Source organism: Pantoea eucrina (genome assembly GCF_001691555.1).
Classification (GTDB): Bacteria; Pseudomonadota; Gammaproteobacteria; order Enterobacterales; family Enterobacteriaceae; genus Pantoea; species Pantoea borealis.
Genome location: NZ_MAYN01000007.1, coordinates 371,812 through 395,009, shown reverse-complemented (window position 1 = coordinate 395,009; position 23,198 = coordinate 371,812). Strand labels below are relative to the sequence as shown.

Here is a 23,198-nt window from a genome sequence, read left to right as displayed (position 1 = left end):
CGGTGAAGGCATTTGCCGCGTCGGTTCAGGATCTGATGATATCGCGGCGGCGCAGCAGGTCTAACAATTGGGCCGCGAGTTTTGTAACCAATTGTTCGCCATCCAGCGTGATATCAGCGGCCTCTGGCGCCTCATAGGCGCTGTCGATACCGGTGAAATTGCGCAGTTCGCCGGCGCGCGCTTTTTTATACAATCCTTTCGGATCGCGCGCTTCGCATACCGCCAGCGGCGTATCGACAAAGACCTCAATAAACTCGCCCTCGCCCAGCAGATCGCGCACCATCTGCCGTTCAGCGCGGTGCGGCGAGATGAACGCGGTCAGTACCACCAGCCCGGCATCGACCATCAGCCTGGCAACCTCACCTACGCGCCGGATATTCTCCCGGCGATCGTCATCACTGAAACCCAGGTCGCGGCACAGGCCGTGTCGCACGTTGTCACCGTCCAGCAGATAAGTGCTGACGCCAAGCTGATGCAGCGCCTGCTCCAGCGCACCCGCTACGGTGGATTTACCCGAGCCGGACAGCCCGGTAAACCACAGTACGACACCCTGATGACCATGCTGCTGCTCACGCGCCGTCCGGGTGACCGGATGGTCGTGCCACACCACGTTTTCATCATGCTGCGCCATTACGCACCGCCCAGCAGATCGCGTGCGTTCCAGTGCGGGAAGTGGCGACGTACCAGCGCATTCAGCTCCAGTTCAAAGGCGCTATAGGTACCCGCTGTAGCAGGTGCAGCGCTCTGCGGCTGATTGATCATACCAGCGCCTACGGTGACGTTGCTCAGGCGGTCGATAAAGATCATGCCGCCGGTCACCGGGTTTTGCTGATAAGGATCCAGCACCATCGGCTCATCAAAAGTGATCTCCACCAGCCCGATACCGTTCAGCGGCAGGCTGTCAACGGTGTGCGTTGCCAGGGTGTTGATCTCCACCTGATGCAGAATTTTTTCCACCCGCCCACGCGCTTTTTTACCGGCAATTTTAATTTCATAGCTCTGCCCTGGCTGCAGCGGCTGCTCCGCCATCCAGACCACGTCAACCGTAGCGGACTGTACCGCCTGCAGATCGGCATCGGCAGCAACCAGCAGGTCGCCCCGGCTGATATCGATCTCATCGTTCAGCACCAGGGTAATCGCCTCCCCCGCTGCCGCTTCCGGCAGATCGCCGTCAAAGGTCACGATGCGGGCGATAGTGGACTCCACGCCAGAAGGCAGTACTTTTACCCGCTGTCCCGGTCGCACGGTACCGGACGCCAGCGTCCCGGCGTAGCCGCGGAAGTCGAGATTAGGGCGATTAACGTACTGTACCGGGAAACGCATTGGCTGGTGATCGACCACGCGCTTCAGTTCAACCGTTTCCAGCACGTCCAGCAGCGTCGGACCGCTGTACCACGGCATGGTGGTACTCGGGGTGGCGACATTGTCCCCTTCCAGCGCGGACATCGGCACAAAGCGAATATCCAGATCGCCCGGCAGCTGAGCCGCGAAGTCGAGATAATCCTGTTTGATCTGCTCAAATGTCTCCTGGCGATACTCCACCAGATCCATTTTGTTGATCGCCACCACCAGATGTTTGATGCCCAGCAGCGTAGAGATAAAGCTGTGGCGCCGGGTCTGATCCAGCACGCCTTTGCGCGCGTCGATCAGCAGAATAGCCAGATCGCAGGTTGAGGCGCCGGTGGCCATATTACGGGTGTACTGCTCATGCCCCGGGGTATCCGCAATAATAAATTTGCGTTTTTCCGTCGAGAAGTAGCGATAAGCGACATCGATAGTAATGCCCTGCTCGCGTTCCGCCTGCAGGCCATCGACCAGCAGCGCCAGATCGAGTTTTTCACCCTGGGTACCGTGCCGTTTGCTGTCGTTATGCAGGGAAGAGAGCTGATCTTCATAAATCTGTCGCGTGTCGTGCAGCAGGCGACCAATCAGGGTGCTCTTGCCGTCATCAACGCTGCCGCAGGTCAGGAAACGCAGCAGGCTCTTATGTTGTTGCGCCGTCAGCCAGGCTTCTACGCCACCCTGCTCGGCAATCTGTTGTGCAATAACGGTATTCATCTGCGTCTCCTTAGAAATAACCCTGGCGTTTTTTCAGTTCCATCGATCCCGCCTGGTCGCGGTCAATCATACGTCCCTGTCGTTCGCTGGTGGTGGAGACCAGCATCTCTTCGATAATCTCCGGCAGCGTCTGCGCTTCAGACTCTACGGCGCCGGTCAGCGGCCAGCAGCCCAGCGTACGGAAACGCACCATGCGCTCGATGATCTCTTCGCCTGGCTGCAGATCGATACGATCGTCATCAATCATCATCAGCATGCCGTCGCGCTCCAGAACCGGGCGCAGCGCAGCAAGGTAGAGCGGCACGATTTCGATGTTTTCCAGGAAGATATACTGCCAGATATCGAGTTCGGTCCAGTTAGAGAGCGGGAATACGCGAATGCTTTCGCCCTTGTTGATCTGGCCGTTGTAGTTGTGCCACAGCTCAGGGCGCTGATTTTTAGGATCCCAGCGATGAAAACGGTCGCGGAAAGAGTAGATGCGCTCTTTCGCACGCGACTTCTCTTCATCACGACGCGCGCCACCAAAGGCGGCATCAAAACCGTACTTGTTCAGCGCCTGCTTCAGTCCTTCCGTCTTCATAATATCGGTGTGTTTGGCGCTGCCGTGGACAAACGGGTTAATCCCCATCGCCACGCCTTCCGGATTACGGTGCACCAGCAGCTCGGCACCCATGTTTTTCACCGTGCGATCGCGGAACTCATACATTTCGCGGAATTTCCAGCCGGTATCAACGTGCAGCAGAGGAAACGGCAGCGTTCCCGGGAAGAATGCTTTACGCGCCAGGTGGAGCATCACCGAAGAGTCTTTACCGATGGAGTACATCATCACCGGATTGCTGAACTCGGCCGCCACCTCGCGGATGATATGGATACTCTCTGCTTCCAGCTGACGCAGATGAGTAAGACGATTTTGGTCCATAGTTTTTCCTCAAGCCAAATTGACAACGGCGGACTCGCGAGCCCCCTGCTGTGCAGAATGTTGAAACCAGGCTAATTGCCCGTGCAAGTTCACCACTTCGCCAATCACTAACAGCGCAGGCGTCGGCGCGGCGGCTGCCAGCACCTCAAGTTGATTCAGGGTTCCGGTCAGCACCTGCTGATCCTGACGCGTGCCGCGCCCGATTACCGCCACGGGCGTTAGCGGATCGCGGCCGTGGTCAATCAGTCCGGCGGCAATCTCTGCTGCTTTGACGGTGCCCATATAGATAGCCAGCGTCTGGCGCGCACGCGCCAGTGATGGCCAGTCGATGCCATCGCCGTCGGCGCGGCAGTGACCGGTAATAAACATCACGCTCTGGGCATGATCGCGGTGTGTCAGCGGGATGCCGGCGTAGGCGGTCGCGCCTGCGGCAGCGGTAATGCCTGGCACCACCTGGAACGGAATGCCTGCCGCTTTCGCCGCCTGCAGCTCTTCACCGCCGCGGCCAAAGATAAAGGGGTCGCCGCCTTTCAGCCGCACCACGCGCTTGCCCTGCAGCGCCAGCGATACCAGCAGCTGGTTGGTCTCTTCCTGCGGCACCGAATGGGCACCGGCGCGTTTTCCGACGCAGATGCGATCGGCATCGCGCCGCACCAGATCCAGCACCTCATCGCTGACCAGATGGTCATACAACACCACATCCGCCAGCTGCATCACCTGCAGGCCGCGCAGCGTCAGCAAGCCGCTGTCGCCAGGCCCTGCGCCAACCAGCGCAATTTCACCCTGGTTATCGCTGATGTGTTCCAGCTCACGATCGAGCGTCTGGCGCGCTGCGCTGACATTGCCTGCCGCCATCTGACTGGCAAACAGACCATTAAAGGCGCGCTCCCAGAAACGGCGGCGATCGGACATTTTGCGATAGCGCTGTTTGACTTTGTCGCGCCACTCTCCTGCCAGTGCGGCCATCTGGCCCAGGTTCGCCGGCAGCAGCGCTTCGATTTTTTCCCGCAGCAGCCGCGCCAGCACCGGCGCGGTGCCGCTGGATGAGATCGCAACGACCAGCGGTGAGCGATCAACAATAGAAGGGAAGATAAAGCTGCATTTAGGCTGGTCATCCACTACGTTAACCAGCTTGTGCCGCGCATTGGCGGCGTCAAATACCTGCGAATTAAGCGCGTTATCATCGGTAGCGGCAATCACCAGAAATACGCCGTCAAGCTGAGACGGCTCAAAACTGCGGGCTATCCACTCAACGGCCTGCTCTGCCTCCAGCGCCTGCAGTTCATGCCCCAGCTCGCGGGCGGCCACCAGGATGCGTGCGCCAGCCCGGCGCAGCAGTTCAATTTTACGGGCAGCGATTTCACCACCGCCGACGACCAGCACCGGACGCTGTCTGAGATCGGCAAAGAGGGGCAGATAATCCACGATAACCTTGCTAGTTTTACAATAAGTTATCGCGACTATACGTCGCGCTATTCCGCCAGATGAAATTACGATTTCGCATGAGTAGTTACCAAATGGAATATAGCGGTGGCAAAGCTGATGCGTTTTTCTGCTTAAGAACTGATTTTATAACGCTTTTTTCAGGCGGGACGATTCTGACCGAAGCCAGGCGGGGATCACTTTAGGAATTAGCAGAGGTGGGCCAGAGAGGAATAAAAAAACAGGGCGAAAATTCGCCCTGTGGATTGGGGTTAGCCTTCGTGCAGACCGCACTCGCGCTTGAGGCCAAAGAAGCGCGTCTCCTCTTCAGCCATGCCCGGTTCCCATTTACGCGTGGTATGGGTGTCCCCTACTGAGAGATAGCCCTCATCCCGCAGCGGGTGATAGCTCAGGCCATGCTCTTTCAGGTACTGATGCACCTGACGGTTATCCCAGTCGATAATAGGCAGGATCTTAAAGACACCGCGCTGGACCGCCAGCACCGGCAGACTGGCCCGGCTGCCTGACTGGTCGCGCCGCAGTCCGGCAAACCAGGTCTGCGCGCCCAGCGTGCTCAGCGCCCGGTTCATCGGTTCCACTTTATTGAGCTGGTTATACTGCTCAATGCCGTCCACGCCCTGCTCCCACAGTTTGCCGTAGCGCGCTTCCTGCCATGCAGGCGAGGTCTCCGCGCGGAAAATCTGCAGGTTAAGGTTGAGCTTTGCCGTTAACTCATCGATAAAGCGATAGGTTTCCGGGAACAGATAGCCGGTGTCGGTGAGGATCACCGGAATATCCGGCCGCTGCTGCGTGACCATATGCAGCAGCACTGCCGCCTGGATACCAAAACTGGAGGAGAGCACAAACGCTCCCGGCAGCTGTTCCAGCGCCCAGCTGACGCGCGCTTCAGCAGAGAGTTTCTCCAGCTGCACATTGCTCTCAGCCAGCGCCATAATACGATCAACTTTGCTGCCGCTGTTCAGTACGGCGAGATCGGGCAGGGTCATACAGCCTCCGCGTCCCAGAAATCACGAGCCGGATCCGTCACCGCTTTAACGATACCGGTGCGGATCGTGAAGTCACCAAAACCTTCGCCAGCCTCGCGCTCATTTGCCCAGCGCGCCACCAGTTCATCAATCGTGGCAAGAATTTCGCTCTCGGTGATATTTTCACGGTACATACGCGGAATGCGCGTACCCACCCGGTTACCGCCGAGATGCAGGTTGTAGCGGCCTGGCGCTTTGCCGACCAGTCCCAGCTCTGCCAGCAGCGCACGACCGCAGCCGTTCGGACAGCCGGTTACGCGCAATACGATATGCTCTTCGCCCACGCCGTGACGATGCATAATCTCTTCAACTTTGGTGACAAAGGACGGCAGGAAACGCTCTGCTTCTGCCATCGCCAGCGGACAGGTCGGAAACGCTACGCAGGCCATTGAGTTTTCACGCTGCGGGGTCACGCTTTCCATCAGTCCGTGCTCGCGGGCAATCGCTTCAATCTGCGCTTTCTGCGCTTCCGGCACACCGGCCACAATCAGGTTCTGATTAGCGGTGAGACGGAAATCCCCCTGGTGTACTCTGGCGATTTCGGCGATGCCGCTTTTCAGCGGACGGCCCGGATAATCAAGCAGGCGGCCATTTTCGATAAACAGCGTCAGGTGCCACTTGTTATCGATGCCTTTAACCCAGCCGATACGATCGCCGCGCGTGGTAAATTCGTACGGACGCGCCGGCGCAAAAGTCAGACCGGCACGCTTTTCCACTTCCGCTTTGAACGTCTCAACGCCCACCCGCTCAAGGGTGTATTTGGTTTTAGCGTTTTTACGATCGGTACGGTTACCCCAGTCGCGCTGCGTAGTGACGACTGCCGCCGCCACATCCAGGATCTTCTCTACCGGCAGGAAACCAAACTCACTGGCGGTACGGGCGTACGTCGCTTTATTGCCATGTTCGATAGAGAGACCGCCACCCACCAGCACATTAAAACCGACCAGCTTGCCGTGCTCGGCGATGGCAATAAAGTTAAGATCGTTGGCATGCAGATCAACATCATTGTGCGGCGGTACCACCACGGTGGTTTTAAACTTACGCGGCAGATAGGTTTCGCCAAGAATCGGCTCTTTATCTGTGGTCGCAACTTTTTCCTTATCCCACCAGATTTCCGCATAGGCGCGGGTCTGCGGCAGCAGGTGCTCAGAGAGTTTTTTCGCCCACTCGTAAGCCTCCTGATGCAGCTCAGACTCCACCGGGTTTGAGGTGCAGAGTACGTTGCGGTTGACATCATTGGCGGTCGCCAGCGCGTCGAGTCCCACTTCATGCAGCATCTGATGCGTGGGTTTCACATTCTTTTTCAGAATGCCGTGAAACTGGAACGTCTGCCGGTTCGTCAGGCGGATGCTGCCATAGAGCGTTTTTTCAGCCGCAAACTTATCAATCGCCAGCCACTGCGTCGGGGTAATGATGCCGCCCGGCAGACGGCAGCGCAGCATCATGGCGTGACGCGGCTCCAGCTTCTGCTCAGCTCGCTCAGCGCGAATATCGCGATCGTCCTGCTGATACATGCCGTGAAAGCGGATCAGCAGGAAGTTATCGCCGGTGAACCCACCGGTCAGGCCATCGTCGAGATCGTCTAAGATGGTGCCACGCAGATAGTTGCTCTCTTTTTTCAGACGCTCGGCGTCAGAAAGTTTACCTTCAACCACCAGCGGTCCAGGGTGTTTTTCGCTCATTAGTAAACGTCTCGCTGATAACGGCGCTCAATGCGCAGCTCACTCAAAAATTCATCAGCCGTTTCACGATCCATGCCGCCGTGTTCGACCACCACATCCAGTAATGCCTGCTCCACATCTTTCGCCATGCGATTCGCATCGCCACAAACGTAAAGGTGAGCGCCCTCTTCGATCCAGCGCCAGACCTCTGCGCCTTTCGCCCGGATTTTATCCTGTACATAGACTTTCTCAGCCTGATCGCGTGACCAGGCGAGATCGATATGGGTCAGCAGCCCCTGCTTAACATACTTCTGCCACTCTACCTGATAGAGAAAATCTTCGGTGAAGTGCGGGTTGCCGAAAAAAAGCCAGTTTTTACCGCCGGCACCGTCATTATCACGCTGCTGCATAAACGCGCGGAACGGCGCAATACCGGTGCCCGGACCAATCATGATCACTGGTGCATCCGGATTAGCCGGCAGGCGGAAATTGTCATTATGTTCAATGAAGACGCGGATGGCGCCCTCTTCTTCCAGCCGATCGGCGAGCCAGGTTGAGGCGCCGCCACCGCGCTGACGGCCATCGATCTCATACCGCACCGCCCCCACCGTGATATGCACCTCGGTGTCGTTCTCCGCCTGGGAAGACGCAATTGAGTAAAGGCGCGGCGTCAGCGGACGCAGTAAGCCCGTCAGCTGCTCGGCATTCAGTTCAGTGGGCGCCTGGCGCACCATATCCACAATCGGGAAACTCTGGGCATAGCTCTGCAGCTTCTGCTTATCTTCTGCCAGCGACAGCAGCGCCTCATTGCGCGACAGCGCGGCGTAGCGCTCCACTATCTGCGGCGTGTTGACCGTGAGTTCAAACTGCGTCTGCAGCGCTTCAGTCAGCGGCAGCGTTTTGCCCTGTACCGTTACCTGCTCATCGCCTTTCAGCCATACCAGCTGCAGCAGCTCCTGCACCAGCTCAGCATCATTCTCATACCAGACGCCCAGCGCGTCGCCCGGCTGATAGCGCAGGCCGGAGTCACCGAGATCGATTTCAATATGGCGCACATCTTTATCAGAGAGGCGGCCGGTGATTTTCTGATTCAGCGCAAAGCTGGCGGTCAGCGGCAGCTCTTTCGTGTAAGGGCTGCTGTCAACCAGGTTAACATTGCCGGTGCTGCTGGCCGCAATCTGCGCCGCAGGTGCGACCGGCACGCGCGCTTTCAGCAGATCGGTCAGCTGCAGGCGCCAGGCGCTGGCCAGCTCGCTGTATTCAACGTCGGCATCAACGCGATCCAGCAGGCGCTCTGCACCCAGCTCTGCCAGACGGCTGTCGAAATCTTTACCCGCCTGGCTGAAGAACTCGTAAGAGGTGTCGCCGAGACCAAACACGGCAAAGGCCGCGCCGTCCATTTTCGGTGCTTTCTTCGACAGCAGGAATTTATGCAGCGCGACCGCCTCTTCCGGCGGCTCACCTTCGCCCTGCGTCGAGGTGACGATAACCAGCAGCTTTTCCTGGCCAATCTGCTTGAACTTATAGTCACCGGCGTTAACCAGATTGACATTCAGCTTCGCTGCCAGCAGGTCGTCACGCAGCTGTTCTGCCAGGCGACGTGCATTGCCGGTTTGCGAAGCTGAAATCAGCGTCACGCCCGGGGTTTCCGCTGGCGGAGCAGCAGGTGCTGCAACCGCACCGGGCGTCTGGTTGACCATGCCCCAGAAGTAGCCCGAAAGCCAGGCCAGCTGAGTCGTATTGAATTCCGTGGTCGCCGCCTGTAAGCGCGCAAGTTGCTCCGGAGAGAGCGGCAGCATGGAGCCTGGGGGTGCCTGAGTCGTCATCGCGTTAAAAATTCCAGTGTCAGAAGTCCGGACCGAGAAGCGGTGGAAGAGGAGGTAGGTTACCGAGCTGTATATTAACGATTAAATAAGGGTTCGACATAATAAATAACCAAAATGACTAAGCGGTTTTTCGGGTATCAGTAACCGCCAAAAGTGGTAAATTATCCCTTTGTTAAATATGGGTTTTATCTTCAGGTACCCTGCCGGATAGCGTTAAATGCGCTTTTGCGCCCCGGCGGGTGCGAAAAATCTGCTTTTGAGGTAGACTTCAGCGGTTTTTTCGTTTGAGAGTCATTATGTCTACCACGCTGTTTAAAGAGTTCCAGTTTGAAGCGGCTCACCGCTTACCTCACGTGCCTGAAGGGCACAAATGCGGTCGTCTGCACGGTCACTCCTTTCTGGTGCGACTGGAAATAACCGGTGAAGTGGATGCGTATACCGGCTGGGTTATGGATTTTGCTGAACTGAAAGCGATTTTCAGTCCGCTCTATGAGCGACTGGATCATCACTATCTGAACGATATTCCGGGTCTGGAAAATCCCACCAGTGAAGTGCTGGCGAAGTGGATCTGGGATGAGCTTAAGCCGGTGCTGCCGGTGCTGAGCGCGGTCATGATCAAAGAGACGTGTACTGCTGGCTGCGTTTACCGCGGCTGACCGGACCGGCGTTTTCCACGCTGCAGGTGCGCTGGCTGCCCTTATCCACCCCCGTCACTTACTCATGTAAGCGCCTGAGGAGGAACGCGGTTGCTGCCTTCCTGCAACGTGGGATCACGGGTCCGCACCTGAACCGCTGTCTGACCTGAATGCATCTCCGGATCGCCTATTACTGCTGATTCATCTCTTTGTAACAATCCCCCTCTACGTTGTTGTCTCCTCTGTTAAAACTCAAGAGAATCAACAATGAACCTTTTGAAATACCTTTCCCTGCTTGCTGTTTTTATCTCTGCTTCTGCTGCCGTTCAGGCGCAAAACGTGCTCGATTTTCCCCAGCCGGAGAAGATGCCGGAAGAGTTTTACGCGGTGACAGAAATTCCGGCAGGCGGAACGATCAAATATGAAACTGATGCGAAAACCGGGTTTATTGTGGCTGACCGCTTTCAGTCGATGCCGGTCGCGTATCCGGCTAACTATGGTTCCCTGACTCAGTCACTGGGCGGCGATAACGATCCGCTGGATGTGATTTTTTACACCCGTGCGCCGTTACAGCCCGGCACGCTGATTAAGCTGCGTGCGATTGGCGTGCTGAAAATGATTGATGGCGGTGAAGTGGATGACAAAATTGTCGCCGTACCCGCCAGTAAAATCGATCCGACCTATGATGATATTAAAGAGATAAGCGATCTGCCCCGCATTGAGCAGCAGCGGCTGGAGGCTTTTTTCCGGGTGTATAAACAGTTACCGGATGGCCGTAAAAAGGTCGAACTGAACGGTTTTGAGGATGCGGCTAAAGCCAGGGCGGAGATCAAGCAGGCGTTTGACGCCTATAACGCGAAGCAGTAGCTGGCCCGGGCGCGCCCCTACCGGTATGTGCGTAGGGGACGCATTAATGCGTCCCTGGCCGATGTGCGATTTCTATCCGGGCGCCATAAATGGCGCCCCTACGGATATGTGCGTAGGGGGCGCATTGATGCGCCCCTGCTGTGAATCAGGCAATATTCAGGTACTTGTGCGTCTGCATGGAGAGCCGCCAGTTACGGGCGATGCAGGTTTCAATACAGAGCCGGGTCGCGGCATCACCGCGGCTGATCGGCTGCAGCGCCACAATACGCGGTTTATCATCATGCAGCTCTGCCAGCAGCTCATCAAGCGCCTCCACGTCACGTTCGCGCGCCACCGGATGCTTGATCTCATCTGCGCGCGTCAGCGCCTGCAGCAGCACATCATAGCCACCGCGCATATTCACCTTTGGTGATACCGTGACCCAGGTCGCCGCAGAGCAGTGCACCTCATGGGTGCCGCTGGTCTCGATCTGACACTGGAATCCGTGCGCTTCCAGCCCCTCCGTCAGCGGACGCAGGTCAAAAATTGCCGGCTCGCCGCCGGTGATCACCACGTGGCGCGCGCTCCAGCCCTGTTGGGCAATAGTGTCAATCAGCGTGGCCGCGTCTGCACTTCCCCAGGCATCACTCTCCACTGTTTTGACCAGAATATCACCCAGTGAGGTCTCCCGATCCGCGCGCTTCTCCCAGGTATGTTTGGTATCACACCAGCTGCATCCCACCGGACATCCCTGTAAGCGGATAAAGATGGCCGGCACGCCGGTATAAAACCCTTCGCCCTGCAGCGTCTGGAACATTTCGTTAATCGGGTAGAACATTTTTCACTCACGTCTCTCATTCGGGGCGCAGATTATGGCAGATTTTTACTGCAGCTTCACAGCCGCTTTGTGCCCTGAAAAACAAAAAGCCCCGCTTATAGCGGGGCTTTCAGGCAAAGCGTGCTGCACGGAGCAGCACCTGCAGGCGATTACGCCTGGCCTTTCACTTCTTTCAGACCGTTGAATGGTGCTTTTTCGCCCAGCGCTTCTTCAATACGGATCAGCTGGTTGTACTTAGCAACACGATCAGAACGGCTCATGGAACCGGTTTTGATCTGGCCCGCTGCCGTACCTACCGCCAGGTCAGCGATAGTGGCATCTTCTGTCTCGCCTGAACGGTGAGAAATAACGGCCGTGTAGCCTGCATCTTTCGCCATCTTGATCGCAGCCAGCGTTTCGGTCAGAGAGCCGATCTGGTTGAATTTGATCAGGATAGAGTTCGCGATGCCTTTATCAATACCTTCCTTCAGGATTTTGGTATTGGTGACAAACAGATCGTCGCCTACCAGCTGGATTTTGTCGCCCAGCACTTTGGTCTGGTAAGCGAAGCCGTTCCAGTCAGACTCATCCAGGCCATCTTCGATAGAAACGATTGGGTACTGTTTGGTCAGATCTTCCAGGAAGTGAGTGAACTCTTCAGAAGAGAACGCTTTGTTGCCTTCGCCAGCCAGAACATATTTGCCATCTTTATAGAATTCAGACGCGGCACAGTCCATCGCCAGGGTGATATCTTTGCCCAGCTCATAGCCCGCTGCTTTTACCGCTTCAGCGATAACCGCCAGCGCTTCAGCGTTGGAGCCGAGGTTAGGCGCATAGCCACCTTCATCACCGACTGCAGTGCTCATGCCTTTGGCTTTCAGCACTTTAGCCAGGTTGTGAAAGACTTCAGAACCCATACGGATGGCTTCTTTGATATTTTTCGCGCCCACAGGCTGGATCATGAACTCCTGGATATCCACGTTGTTATCCGCGTGCTCACCGCCGTTGATGATGTTCATCATTGGCAGCGGCATAGAGTATTTGCCTGGGGTGCCGTTCAGCTCAGCAATGTGTGCGTAAAGCGGCAGGCCTTTTGATGCTGCAGCAGCTTTCGCTGCGGCCAGAGAAACAGCCAGGATGGCGTTTGCACCGAAGTTGGATTTGTTATCAGTACCGTCCAGCTCGATCATGATCTTATCGATGTTCGCCTGGTCTTTGGCATCTTTGCCTTTTACCGCGTCAGCTATTGGGCCGTTAACCGCTGCAACCGCTTTGGTTACGCCTTTGCCCAGGAAGCGAGACTTATCACCGTCGCGCAGCTCCAGTGCTTCACGTGAACCGGTAGAAGCGCCTGATGGAGCTGCCGCCAGACCAACGAAACCGCCTTCCAGATGCACTTCTGCTTCTACAGTCGGGTTGCCACGGGAGTCGATGATTTCGCGACCAATGACTTTAACGATTTTGGACATTCGATTTTCCTCAGTACAAGTTAGTCAATCCTAAGACAAACAACGCGCGAAAAGTTCGCGCGTTGTTCGTAAACTCTTACTTCGCTAAACGCTTCTGGTGCTCCTGCGCGGCTTTCACAAAGCCGGCAAACAGCGGATGACCATCACGTGGTGTTGACGTGAACTCCGGATGGAACTGGCAGGCCACAAACCACGGATGGTTCGGGATTTCAATAATCTCAACCAGTTGATCATCGCCGGAACGGCCCGCAATATGCAGCCCCGCTGCTTCAATCTGCTTCAGCAGCAGATTGTTGACTTCATAACGGTGACGGTGACGCTCGGTAATCACATCAGAACCGTAGAGCTGGCGTACTTTGCTTTCCGGCGTCAGCTGACACTGCTGGCTACCCAGACGCATAGTACCGCCCAGATCGCTCTGCTCAGTACGCTGCTCAACGTTGCCATGTTCATCACGCCATTCCGTGATCAGCGCGACCACCGGATATTTACAGTCTGGCACAAATTCGGTGGAGTTGGCGCCTTCCATCCCGGCCACATTACGTGCGAACTCCATCAGCGCAATCTGCATACCGAGGCAGATGCCGAGATACGGAATGTTATTTTCACGCGCGTACTGTGCCGTCATCAGCTTGCCTTCCACGCCGCGATAGCCGAAACCGCCGGGAATGAGAATCGCATCGAGATCTTTCAGGATCTCAACGCCGCGCGTCTCCACATCCTGTGAATCGATCAGTTTGATGTTCACGGTGACGCGGTTTTTCAGGCCGCCATGCTTGAGCGCTTCAATCACTGACTTATAGGCGTCCGGCAGCTCAACATATTTGCCGACCATACCGATGGTCACTTCTCCGCCCGGATTCGCTTCTTCATAGATAACCTGCTCCCACTCGGCGAGGTTAGCTTCCGGTGCGTTCAGATTAAAGCGTTTACAGATATAGTCATCCAGACCCTGCGACTTCAGCAGGCCCGGGATTTTATAAATGGAGTCGACATCTTTCAGCGAGATAACGGCTTTTTCCGGCACGTTACAGAACAGCGCAATTTTTGCCCGCTCGTTGGCAGGTACCGCGCGATCGGAACGGCAGATCAGTACATCAGGCTGAATACCAATCGACAGCAGCTCTTTAACTGAGTGCTGAGTAGGCTTGGTTTTTACCTCACCCGCTGCGGCCATATACGGCACCAGCGTCAGGTGCATGTACATGGTGTGTTCACGGCCAACGTCTACCGCCATCTGGCGAATCGCTTCCAGGAACGGCAGGGATTCGATATCGCCTACGGTGCCACCAATCTCAACCAGCACGACATCATGACCTTCGCCACCTTCGATGATGCGCTCTTTGATAGCGTTGGTGATGTGTGGAATAACCTGGATCGTGGCACCCAGATAGTCACCGCGACGCTCTTTGCGCAGCACTTCTGAGTAGATACGACCGGTAGTAAAGTTGTTACGACGCGACATTTTGGTGCGAATGAAACGCTCGTAGTGACCTAAATCCAGATCGGTTTCGGCCCCGTCATCGGTGACAAATACTTCACCATGCTGCGTCGGGCTCATGGTACCCGGATCAACGTTAATATACGGATCGAGTTTCATGATGGTCACATTCAGACCACGTGCTTCGAGGATAGCTGCGAGGGAGGCTGCGGCAATGCCTTTGCCCAGAGAGGAAACGACCCCGCCGGTCACAAAAATATAATTCGTTGTCATGCTGAACCTGAGAGTTTAGGTTTAAAGACGATGGAATAACCAGGACGGGAAAGCAGTATACCCGAAGTCGTCCCCAGCCACAATTGATGAATCACACCATCCTCCCGCGCCGTGCAGCGGCTAACATAACGGATAGTCAGCCAGAAAATGTTGACGCATGTCACAAAGTTGCCGGATGGCTGAATCGAGTAAGCGCAAGCGGATGAATTATGCGCACTGCTGGAATAACCAGCAGTATAACGCTGCACAAGCTAGTGATTGTTCTCACTCAGTTTTACCTGCTGCCATGCCGCTTCCATCTGCTCCAGCGTTGCTGCCGGCATACTCAATCCCTGCGCCGTAATAATCTGCTCTACGTGGCGGAAGCGACGCTCAAATTTGTCATTGGCTTTCTGCAGCGCGATTTCCGCTTTACTGCCGAGATGGCGTGACAGATTTACCGTCGCAAACAGCAGATCGCCAATCTCCTCCTCCAGCTTGTCGCTGTCGACAGTGGCCTGCTGCGCTTCATGCATGACTTCATCAATCTCCTCATGCACCTTATCCAGCACCGGTCCGAGGCTGTCCCAGTCAAAGCCTACACTGCTGCAGCGCTTCTGGATTTTATGCGCCCGCATCAGCGCCGGCAGCGCGCGCGGAATATCATCCAGCGCCGAGTGCTGCGCTTTCGCCGCGCGTTCATCCTGTTTAATCGCTTCCCAGTTCTGCAGTACCTCTTCGGCGCTCTCAGCCTCAGCGCTGCCAAAGATATGCGGATGACGGCGCTCGAGCTTGTCGCCGATTGCGTTGCAGATATCGTCGAAGTTAAAACGCCCTTCTTCTTCTGCCATACGGGCATAGAACACAATCTGAAACAGCAGGTCGCCCAGCTCATCGCGCAGATCGGTAAAATCTCTCCGCTGGATAGCATCAAGCACTTCATACGTCTCTTCCAGCGTATAAGGCGCAATAGTGGCAAATGTCTGCTGGCGATCCCACGGGCAACCGCGCACCGGATCGCGCAGGGTTTGCATCAGGGTAAGCAGACGGTTCAGGGCTGTCATGGAGAATCCTCTAAAAAACAGTATAAAAAGGGCCGCCGTTAAGGGCGACCCTGAAGGGCAGCGGGCCAGTGCCGGCTGCGCGTTAATTCAGACGACGGGCGTCGATAATATCCGGCACCTGGTTAAGCCGCGCCAGCACGCGACCCAGCACCTGCTGGTTATAAATCTCAATATCCATATCAATGGTCGCCAGCTGTTTTTTGGTATCGCTGCGGCTGGAGACGCCCAGTACATTGACCTTTTCATTCGCCAGTATGGTCGTGATATCGCGCAGCAGACCGCTGCGGTCGTTGGCCGTCACGCGCACCACCAGCGAATAGCCGCTGGAGTAGCTTTCACCCCATACGGCATCAACGATACGCTCCGGCGCATGAGAGATCAGTTCACTGAGCTGATCGCAGTCGGCACGGTGAATTGAGATGCCGCGTCCCTGAGTAATAAAGCCGGTGATATCGTCGCCGGGAATAGGCTGACAGCAGCGGGCAATGTGATGCATCAGGTTCCCGACTCCCTCGACCACCACGCGACCACTCTCTTTACGTACGCTGGAGGCGTGATGCGACTTCTGCGTCAGCTGGCGCAGCGCTTCACGATCTTCCTCTTCGGCGCTCGGCTTATTGAGCTTTGCCTGCAGGAAGTTAATCATCTGGTTAAGACGAATATCGCCGCCGCCAATCATTGCCAGCAGCTCATCCTGCGAGCCAACGTTGTAACGCGGCAGCAGGATCTTTTCCGCTTCACGCATGCTGATATCAAGCTGGCTCAGCTCATTATCGAGGATCTGGCGGCCCGCCACGATATTTTTATCGCGATCCTGTTTGCGGAACCAGGCGTGTACTTTGGAGCGCCCGCGACTGGTGGTGATATAGCCCAGGTTCGGGTTGAGCCAGTCGCGGCTGGGATTAGGCTGCTTCTGGGTGATGACCTCAATCTGATCGCCCATCTGCAGCTGATAGGTAAAGGGCACGATGCGTCCACTGATCTTCGCACCAATACAGCGGTGCCCGATATCGCTGTGGATATGATAGGCAAAATCGAGCGGCGTGGAGCCGGCGGGCAGATCCACCACGTCGCCTTTCGGCGTAAAGACATAAACGCGATCGTCGAACACCTGACTGCGCACTTCTTCCAGCATCTCGCCGGAGTCCGCCATCTCTTCCTGCCAGGTAATCAGCTTGCGCAGCCAGGCGATACGCTCTTCGTGTCCGGCCGCCCCGCGCGAGTTGCTGACGCCCGGTCCCTCTTTATATTTCCAGTGTGCCGCTACGCCAAGCTCGGCATCTTCATGCATTTGACGGGTGCGGATCTGGATCTCAACGGTTTTGCCCTGTGGTCCCAGCACCACGGTATGAATGGACTGGTAGCCGTTGGGTTTAGGGTTTGCGACATAATCGTCAAATTCGCTGGGCAGATGCCGGTAAAGGGTATGCACCGTACCGAGTGCGCCATAGCAGTCCTGCAGGCGCTCTGCCACGATACGCACCGCGCGCACGTCGAACAGCTCATCAAACGCCAGTGACTTCTTCTGCATCTTGCGCCAGATGCTGTAGATATGTTTCGGCCGCCCGTAAACCTCTGCCCGTACGCCCTCTTTCTGCATCTCCTGGCGCAGGTTGGTCACGAAGTTATCGATATATTGTTCGCGATCGATACGCCGCTCATGCAGCAGCTTAGCGATGCGCTTATATTCATCCGGGTGCAGATAGCGGAAACAGTAATCCTCCAGCTCCCACTTCAGCTGGCCAATACCGAGCCGGTTAGCCAGCGGTGCATAGATGTTGGTGCTCTCTTTTGCCGCCAGCACGCGCTCATCTTCTGGCGCATCTTTCATTTCGCGCAGGTGCGCAATCCGCTCGGCCAGCTTAATGACCACACAGCGGAAATCCTCCACCATCGCAAGCAGCATACGGCGGACATTATCCACCTGGGCTGACGCCATAGAATCATTATGAATCGCTTTCAGCTGGCGAATGGCATCCATATCGCGTACGCCGTGTACCAGGGAGACAATCCCTTTGCCAAACGCCTGCTCCAGCTTCTCTTCGCTGACCACATCTGCGTTGGCCAGCGGAAACAGCAGCGCCGCGCACAGGCTATCGCAATCCATACTGAGCATGGTGAGAATTTCCACCATCTCAATACCGCGCCACAGCAACAGAGTCTGATCGGGGTGCTCGCGCGTTTCGGCTTCACAGTAGCGCCAGGTCTCTGCCAGTCGCTCACAGGATTGAGGATTACCAATAGTCAGGCTGGCAATCCACTGATCGAGGGCAAACTCCCCTGCCGTATTTAAATGCGCACTTCTGACCGCAACCATATCCTCTCCTGCCACAGCGACATAACTGTCGCTTATGTTTTGCTAAACAACACCATGGATTCGAGATGACTGGTATGTGGGAACATATCCAGCATCGCGACCCTTTCCAGATGGTAGCCCGCAGTCAGAAGCACCTGACTGTCGCGCGCAAGCGTCACCGGGTTACAGGAAACATAGACCACGCGTTCCGGCGCAAGTTTAACAATATGCGACATCACGCCCGCCGCCCCGGCTCGCGCCGGATCCAGTAACACCTTATTAAATCCCTGCGCCGCCCACGGCTGACGCGAAACCTCTTCTTCCAGATTATGCTGGAAAAAGCGCACATTGCTTAGATTGTTAAGCGCGGCATTATACTCTGCCTGCTTAACTAATGCTGCTACCCCCTCCACACCCACAACATTTTGTACAAATTTTCCTGCCGGCAGGGTGAAATTTCCCATGCCGCAGAAAAGATCCAGTAGGCTGTCGTCGGGTTGCAAATCGAGCCACGCCAGCGCTGTTGCCACCATCTGCTGATTAACGCGATCGTTAACCTGAATAAAATCCTGTGGACTAAAGGTTAGCGTTAAATCCTGCGAGCGGTAGTAAGGCATAGTGCTGTTGATCGCCTGCAGCTCGCCGCTGCCGTCAGCCAGATAAAGCATAAGCGAGTGCTGATGCGAAAAGCGTTCCAGGTCTGCGCGATCGCGGGCAGAAAGCGCGTCGAGATGGCGCAGCACCATCAGCGGGCCGTTGTCTGCCAGCACCAGCTCCACATGCCCGAGCCGCCTTACCCCCTGCAGGGCACTCAGGCAGTGGTGCAGCGGCTGAAGCAGTGCTTCAAGTTCGGGCACCAAAACAGGGCACTGCTGCAACGCCACCAGCGCATGACTGGCCGCCTGGCGAAATCCCATCACCAGCCGCTGCTGCTTCGGCTGCCACTGCAGCCCAAGCCGGGCGCGACGCCGATATCCCCAGCTTTCACCGCGGATAATCTCCTCAACCGCCACCGGGGAGGCGGCGTCGCGGCTCAGCAGGCGACTCAGCGCATGCGCCTTGCTGCTCTCCTGCAGTGCAACAGCAGCATGCTGCTGCTGGCAGCCACCGCAGACGCCAAAATGGCGGCAACGCGGTATTTCCCGCTGCGGACTGGGCTGCGCGATCTTTATCGCTTTACCCCGGGCAAACTGCCGTTTATCTTCCAGCAGCGTGACTTCTGCCTGTTCGCCCGGCAGCGCGCCGCTGACAAACAGGGTTTTTCCCTGATAGCGTGCGACGCCCTGTCCGAACGGATCGAGTTCATCAACAGTGACGGCGATCCGCTGCTTTGTCGTCGGCCGCTGTTTTGCGGCGTAAAATTGCGCCATAGTAATCGTATTCTCTTTTAATCAGGTTGTGCCGCCCGCCACGACGCGTGCACAGGGAAACGGCAATCGCCAGGGCATCGTAATGACCAAATACAGCCTGCGGGCGCGGATGATGATTTTAATACTGGCGCCAACGCTGCTGATTGGCCTGCTGCTCAGCACCTTTTTTGTCGTCCACCGCTATAACGAACTGCAGCGCCAGGTCTACGATGCCGGCGCCAATATTATCGAACCCCTGGCGGTATCCAGTGAGTATGGGATGAGCTGGCACGATCGCGATGCGATCCACGAGCTGGTCAGCCTGCTGCACCGGCGTCATTCCGATATTGTCCGTGCCATTACGGTTTTCGACAACCAGAATCGCGTTTACGCCACCTCGAACAGTAAGCAGAACCTGGCGCTGCTGCAAAAAGAGGATATGACGCATCTGCGTGAGGGCGTCACGCATGAACGCCAGGGTAACCTGCTGGTGCTGCGCACGCCTATCATATCTGAACGCTATTCTGCTGATGAGCAGCCGGATGAACAGACCAAACCCGGCGGTAATCCCCTGGGCTACGTCGCCATTGAACTGGACCTGCAGTCGGTCCGGCTGGCGCAGTATAAAGAGGTTTTTGTCGCGACGCTGCTGCTGCTGTTCTGCCTCTGCCTCGCCATGCTGTTCGCTTATCGTCTGATGCGTGATGTGACCGGCCCGATACGCAACATGGTTACCACCGTCGATCGCATCCGGCGCGGCCAGCTCGACAGCCGGGTGGAGGGCTACATGCTGGGAGAACTCAGCATGCTCAAAAACGGCATCAATGCGATGGCGATGTCGCTCACCGCCTACCACGAAGAGATGCAGCAGAATATCGACCAGGCCACCTGGGATCTGCGCGAAACGCTGGAGCAGCTGGAGATTCAGAACGTCGAACTGGATCTGGCAAAGAAACGTGCTCAGGAAGCGGCCCGCATTAAATCAGAATTTCTGGCGAATATGTCCCACGAGCTGCGTACGCCGCTCAACGGCGTGATCGGCTTCAGCCGTCAGATGCTGAAAACCGGGCTGAGCACCAGCCAGCGCGACTATATGAGCACGATTGAGCGCTCCGCCAACAATCTGCTGAGCATTATCAACGATGTGCTCGATTTCTCGCGTCTGGAGTCGGGTAAGCTGGTACTGGAATCCATACCGTTTCCGCTGCGCGCCACGCTGGATGAGATGCTGGTGCTGCTGGCGCCGTCCGCGCATGAGAAAGGGCTGGAGATCACCGTCTGCCTGCAAAACAGCGTGCCTGACAATGTCATCGGCGATCCGCTGCGGCTGCAGCAAATTCTGATCAACCTGATAGGTAACGCTATCAAATTTACCGAGCAGGGGCATATCGATCTGCGCGTTGAGCTGCAGCATCTCAGCGCCACGCAGGCGGAACTGGAGATTCAGGTGCATGACACCGGCATCGGCATTCCGGATATTCAGCAGCCGCAGCTGTTTCAGGCATTTCGTCAGGCGGATGCCAGCATTACCCGCCGGCATGGCGGCACCGGACTTGGGCTGGTGATCACCCAGAAACTGGTTCAGGAGATGGGCGGTGAGATCGCTTTTCACAGTCAGCCTGGCCAGGGGTCGGTTTTCCGGGTGCGCGTCCGGCTCAACCTCAACCCGAATGCCCCTGCCATCCCGCGCGTGCTGGATGACCTGCATGCCACAACGCTGGCCTACGTGGAAGCCCATCCGGCGGTGGCGCGGGTTGTGCAGGAGATGCTGAGTATCACTCCGCTGAAAGTAGAGTATTACCCCAGTCTGGCTGCGCTGCCGGAACGCCACTATCCCCTTCTGCTGCTGGGAATGCCGGTCGCTAAACCGCATCCGGCAACGCTGACGGATGCGGAGATCCAGCAGCTGTGCGCCCGGGCGGATGCCGTACTGCTGGCGCTGCCGAGCGAGATGATGCTGTTTGCCGACGAGCTGCGCGCCAGGGGCATTGCTGGCTGTATTACCAAACCGGTTTCGCTGACGCGTTTTATCCCGCTGCTGCTGGACATTGACAGCCGTCAGCATCGCCTGGCCGCCCCGATGCCGCGTCAGCCGCTGACGGTGATGGCGGTGGATGACAACCCGGCTAACCTCAGGCTGATTGGCGCACTGCTGGAGGAGCAGGTTGAAAATATCATTTTGTGTGACAACGCAGAGCAGGCAATCCGCGCTGCGCAGCAGCAGCGGCTGGATGTGATCCTGATGGATATTCAGATGCCCGACATGGACGGTATTCAGGCCAGCGAGATTATCCGGCGGCTGCCGCTGCACGCCAGCACGCCCATCGTTGCGGTTACGGCGCATGCGCTGGATGGCGAGCGCGAGCAGCTGATTGCCGCCGGCATGAACGATTATCTGGCGAAACCGATTGATGAAACCCGGCTGGCCCGGCTGCTGCAGCGCTATCTGCCGGTTGCGCTGGCCGCTCAGCTGCCCGCACCGGCGGTGGCTGTTTCACTCGACTGGTCACTGGCGCTGCGTCAGGCGGCCGGCAAACCAGCGCTGGCGCGCGATCTGCTACAGATGCTGCTCGATTTTCTGCCCGAGGTGGAGGAGCGCGTGACGCACTGTATAGCTGAAAGTGATGTAAACGGACTGCGCGAAATTATTCATAAGCTGCACGGCAGCGCCAGTTACAGCGGTGTTCCCCGCCTGAAGCAGCTCTGCCAGCAGCTGGAGAGCAGCCTGCATCAGACAAGCGATATTGCTGCACTGGAACCGGAACTGCTGGAGCTGAGCGATGAGATGGCAAACGTAGCGCGCGAGGCGCGTAAGCAGCTGGCGCTGAACTAAAAGGATGCATCAGGATGATCGTCCCGGCACCTCTGCGGTGACCTTCATCCTGACTCTCAGTCGCCGGGGTGCCAGCCATCGCGATCCGGCTTACAGCGCTTTGCCTATCCTGATTGCCGCCGCGACATTACGCGCCGTCATGCGCACATTCCGTTCCGCGCTGGCCAGCGCCTCCTCCAGAGAACAGATGCTGAACAGTACGCTGTAGACCGCATCAAGACCGTGCGCATGCACAACACCCACGTCAGGCGTCAGGCTACCAGCAATGCCAATCACCGGCTTATTGAACTGTTTTGCAACCCGCGCCACGCCGACCGGTACCTTGCCATTCACAGACTGACTGTCGATGCGCCCTTCCCCCGTGATCACCAGGTCGGCATCTTTGACCTGCTCCGCCAGCCCGAGCGCTTCCGTCACGATTTCGATGCCGCTGCGCAGCTCAGCCTGGCAGAAGGCGTGCAGCGCGGCGCCCATACCGCCCGCCGCGCCACCGCCTGCAATATGCAGCACGTCAATATCAAGATCGCGCTGAATAAGTGAAGCGTAGTGTGCCAGCGCCCGATCCAGCTCTGCTATCTGCGCCGGATTTGCGCCTTTCTGCGGACCGAACACCGCCGATGCGCCTTTTTCTCCGGTCAGCGGATTGGTGACATCGCAGGCGACTTCAAAGCGGCACGCTCTAATCCGTGCATCCACTCCGGTGATATCAATCTGCGCCAGCTGTGCCAGCGCAGCACCGCCCGGTGCCAGATCGCTGCCGCTGTTATCCAGCAGACGGACGCCCAGCGCCTGTATCATTCCGGCACCGCCATCGTTGGTGGCGCTGCCGCCTATGCCAATAATGATGTGCTCTACGCCGCGATCGAGTGCGTTTTTAATCAGCTCACCGGTCCCCCATGAGGTGGTAATCAGCGCATTGCGCTGCGCCACCGGCACAAGTTCCAGCCCGCTGGCGGCCGCCATCTCAATAAACGCGGTGCGCTCATCCCCTGACAGGCCATAAAACGCTGCAACGGGATCGCCCAGCGGGCCGGTCACGGTCAGCCGGACCAGCGTACCGCTGGTGGCGGCAACCATTGCCTCAACGGTGCCTTCACCGCCGTCGGCAACCGGAATTTTGACATACTCGGCGGCCGGGAAAACCTCGCGGAAACCTGCTTCAATTGCGGCAGCCACATCCAGGGCAGACAGACTCTCTTTGTATGAATCGGGTGCGATGACAATTTTCATAGGCAATCCAGGCGCGATGGGTAACGTAACGGTA

The 23,198-nt window shown here is 57.0% G+C and carries 17 protein-coding genes; 3 read left to right on the top strand and 14 right to left on the bottom strand.

Translation table 11 applies throughout. The features are described from left to right. Positions 1 to 25: 25 nt before the first annotated feature. From cysC to cysJ, 7 genes are all read right to left on the bottom strand, one after another. Positions 26 to 631, bottom strand: coding sequence for an adenylyl-sulfate kinase (gene cysC, locus BBA90_RS05815; protein ID WP_065648326.1), 606 nt, complete (start codon positions 629 to 631; stop codon positions 26 to 28). Beyond that, on the bottom strand, positions 631 to 2,058 hold the full coding sequence (gene cysN, locus BBA90_RS05810) for a sulfate adenylyltransferase subunit CysN (RefSeq protein ID WP_065648325.1): 1,428 nt from the start codon (positions 2,056 to 2,058) through the stop codon (positions 631 to 633). Before cysN ends, cysC begins: the two co-directional genes overlap by 1 nt. A 10-nt stretch (positions 2,059 to 2,068) precedes the next feature. Then, positions 2,069 to 2,977 (bottom strand): sulfate adenylyltransferase subunit CysD, encoded by a 909-nt coding sequence (cysD, locus tag BBA90_RS05805; protein ID WP_065648324.1) that lies wholly within the window; start codon positions 2,975 to 2,977, stop codon positions 2,069 to 2,071. A 9-nt stretch (positions 2,978 to 2,986) separates the two neighbouring features. Continuing rightward, positions 2,987 to 4,402 (bottom strand): siroheme synthase CysG, encoded by a 1,416-nt coding sequence (gene cysG / locus BBA90_RS05800; RefSeq protein ID WP_065648323.1) that lies wholly within the window; start codon positions 4,400 to 4,402, stop codon positions 2,987 to 2,989. 269 nt (positions 4,403 to 4,671) lie between these two features. Then, positions 4,672 to 5,406 (bottom strand): phosphoadenylyl-sulfate reductase, encoded by a 735-nt coding sequence (locus BBA90_RS05795; protein WP_065648322.1) that lies wholly within the window; start codon positions 5,404 to 5,406, stop codon positions 4,672 to 4,674. Further along, the gene (cysI, locus tag BBA90_RS05790; RefSeq protein ID WP_065648321.1) at positions 5,403 to 7,127 is read right to left on the bottom strand and encodes an assimilatory sulfite reductase (NADPH) hemoprotein subunit; all 1,725 of its coding nucleotides are present in this window, start codon (positions 7,125 to 7,127) and stop codon (positions 5,403 to 5,405) included. Before cysI ends, BBA90_RS05795 begins: the two co-directional genes overlap by 4 nt. Further along, positions 7,127 to 8,932: an NADPH-dependent assimilatory sulfite reductase flavoprotein subunit gene (cysJ, locus tag BBA90_RS05785; protein ID WP_065648320.1), complete on the bottom strand. Its 1,806-nt coding sequence runs from the start codon at positions 8,930 to 8,932 to the stop codon at positions 7,127 to 7,129. Before cysJ ends, cysI begins: the two co-directional genes overlap by 1 nt. Before the next feature lie 293 nt (positions 8,933 to 9,225). On the opposite strand from cysJ, the gene queD reads away from it, so the two are divergent. Continuing rightward, entirely contained in the window at positions 9,226 to 9,588 is a 363-nt protein-coding gene (queD, locus tag BBA90_RS05780) for a 6-carboxytetrahydropterin synthase QueD (protein ID WP_104085513.1), read from the top strand. A 246-nt stretch (positions 9,589 to 9,834) separates the two neighbouring features. Beyond that, positions 9,835 to 10,434 (top strand): inorganic diphosphatase, encoded by a 600-nt coding sequence (locus BBA90_RS05775; protein ID WP_065648319.1) that lies wholly within the window; start codon positions 9,835 to 9,837, stop codon positions 10,432 to 10,434. Between the two features lie 145 nt (positions 10,435 to 10,579). On the opposite strand, the gene queE is transcribed toward BBA90_RS05775, so the two are convergent. The 6 genes from queE to rlmD form a co-directional block, all read right to left on the bottom strand. Beyond that, positions 10,580 to 11,251 (bottom strand): 7-carboxy-7-deazaguanine synthase QueE, encoded by a 672-nt coding sequence (gene queE, locus BBA90_RS05770; protein ID WP_065648318.1) that lies wholly within the window; start codon positions 11,249 to 11,251, stop codon positions 10,580 to 10,582. A gap of 149 nt (positions 11,252 to 11,400) precedes the next feature. Further along, entirely contained in the window at positions 11,401 to 12,699 is a 1,299-nt protein-coding gene (gene eno, locus BBA90_RS05765; protein WP_065648317.1) for a phosphopyruvate hydratase, read from the bottom strand. Between the two features lie 76 nt (positions 12,700 to 12,775). Further along, positions 12,776 to 14,413, bottom strand: coding sequence for a glutamine hydrolyzing CTP synthase (gene pyrG / locus BBA90_RS05760; protein WP_065648316.1), 1,638 nt, complete (start codon positions 14,411 to 14,413; stop codon positions 12,776 to 12,778). A gap of 251 nt (positions 14,414 to 14,664) precedes the next feature. Then, on the bottom strand, positions 14,665 to 15,456 hold the full coding sequence (gene mazG, locus BBA90_RS05755) for a nucleoside triphosphate pyrophosphohydrolase (protein ID WP_084798750.1): 792 nt from the start codon (positions 15,454 to 15,456) through the stop codon (positions 14,665 to 14,667). A gap of 82 nt (positions 15,457 to 15,538) precedes the next feature. Further along, positions 15,539 to 17,773, bottom strand: coding sequence for a GTP diphosphokinase (gene relA, locus BBA90_RS05750; protein WP_065648314.1), 2,235 nt, complete (start codon positions 17,771 to 17,773; stop codon positions 15,539 to 15,541). A gap of 32 nt (positions 17,774 to 17,805) precedes the next feature. Continuing rightward, positions 17,806 to 19,122, bottom strand: a complete 1,317-nt coding sequence (gene rlmD, locus BBA90_RS05745) for a 23S rRNA (uracil(1939)-C(5))-methyltransferase RlmD (RefSeq protein ID WP_065648313.1) — start codon at positions 19,120 to 19,122, stop codon at positions 17,806 to 17,808. Positions 19,123 to 19,204: 82 nt separating this feature from the next. On the opposite strand from rlmD, the gene barA reads away from it, so the two are divergent. Further along, positions 19,205 to 21,934 (top strand): two-component sensor histidine kinase BarA, encoded by a 2,730-nt coding sequence (barA, locus tag BBA90_RS05740; RefSeq protein ID WP_065648312.1) that lies wholly within the window; start codon positions 19,205 to 19,207, stop codon positions 21,932 to 21,934. A gap of 90 nt (positions 21,935 to 22,024) precedes the next feature. Here the strand turns inward: barA and BBA90_RS05735 are convergent, their stop codons facing one another. Next, positions 22,025 to 23,164, bottom strand: a complete 1,140-nt coding sequence (locus tag BBA90_RS05735; RefSeq protein ID WP_065648311.1) for a glycerate kinase — start codon at positions 23,162 to 23,164, stop codon at positions 22,025 to 22,027. Positions 23,165 to 23,198 lie beyond the last annotated feature (34 nt).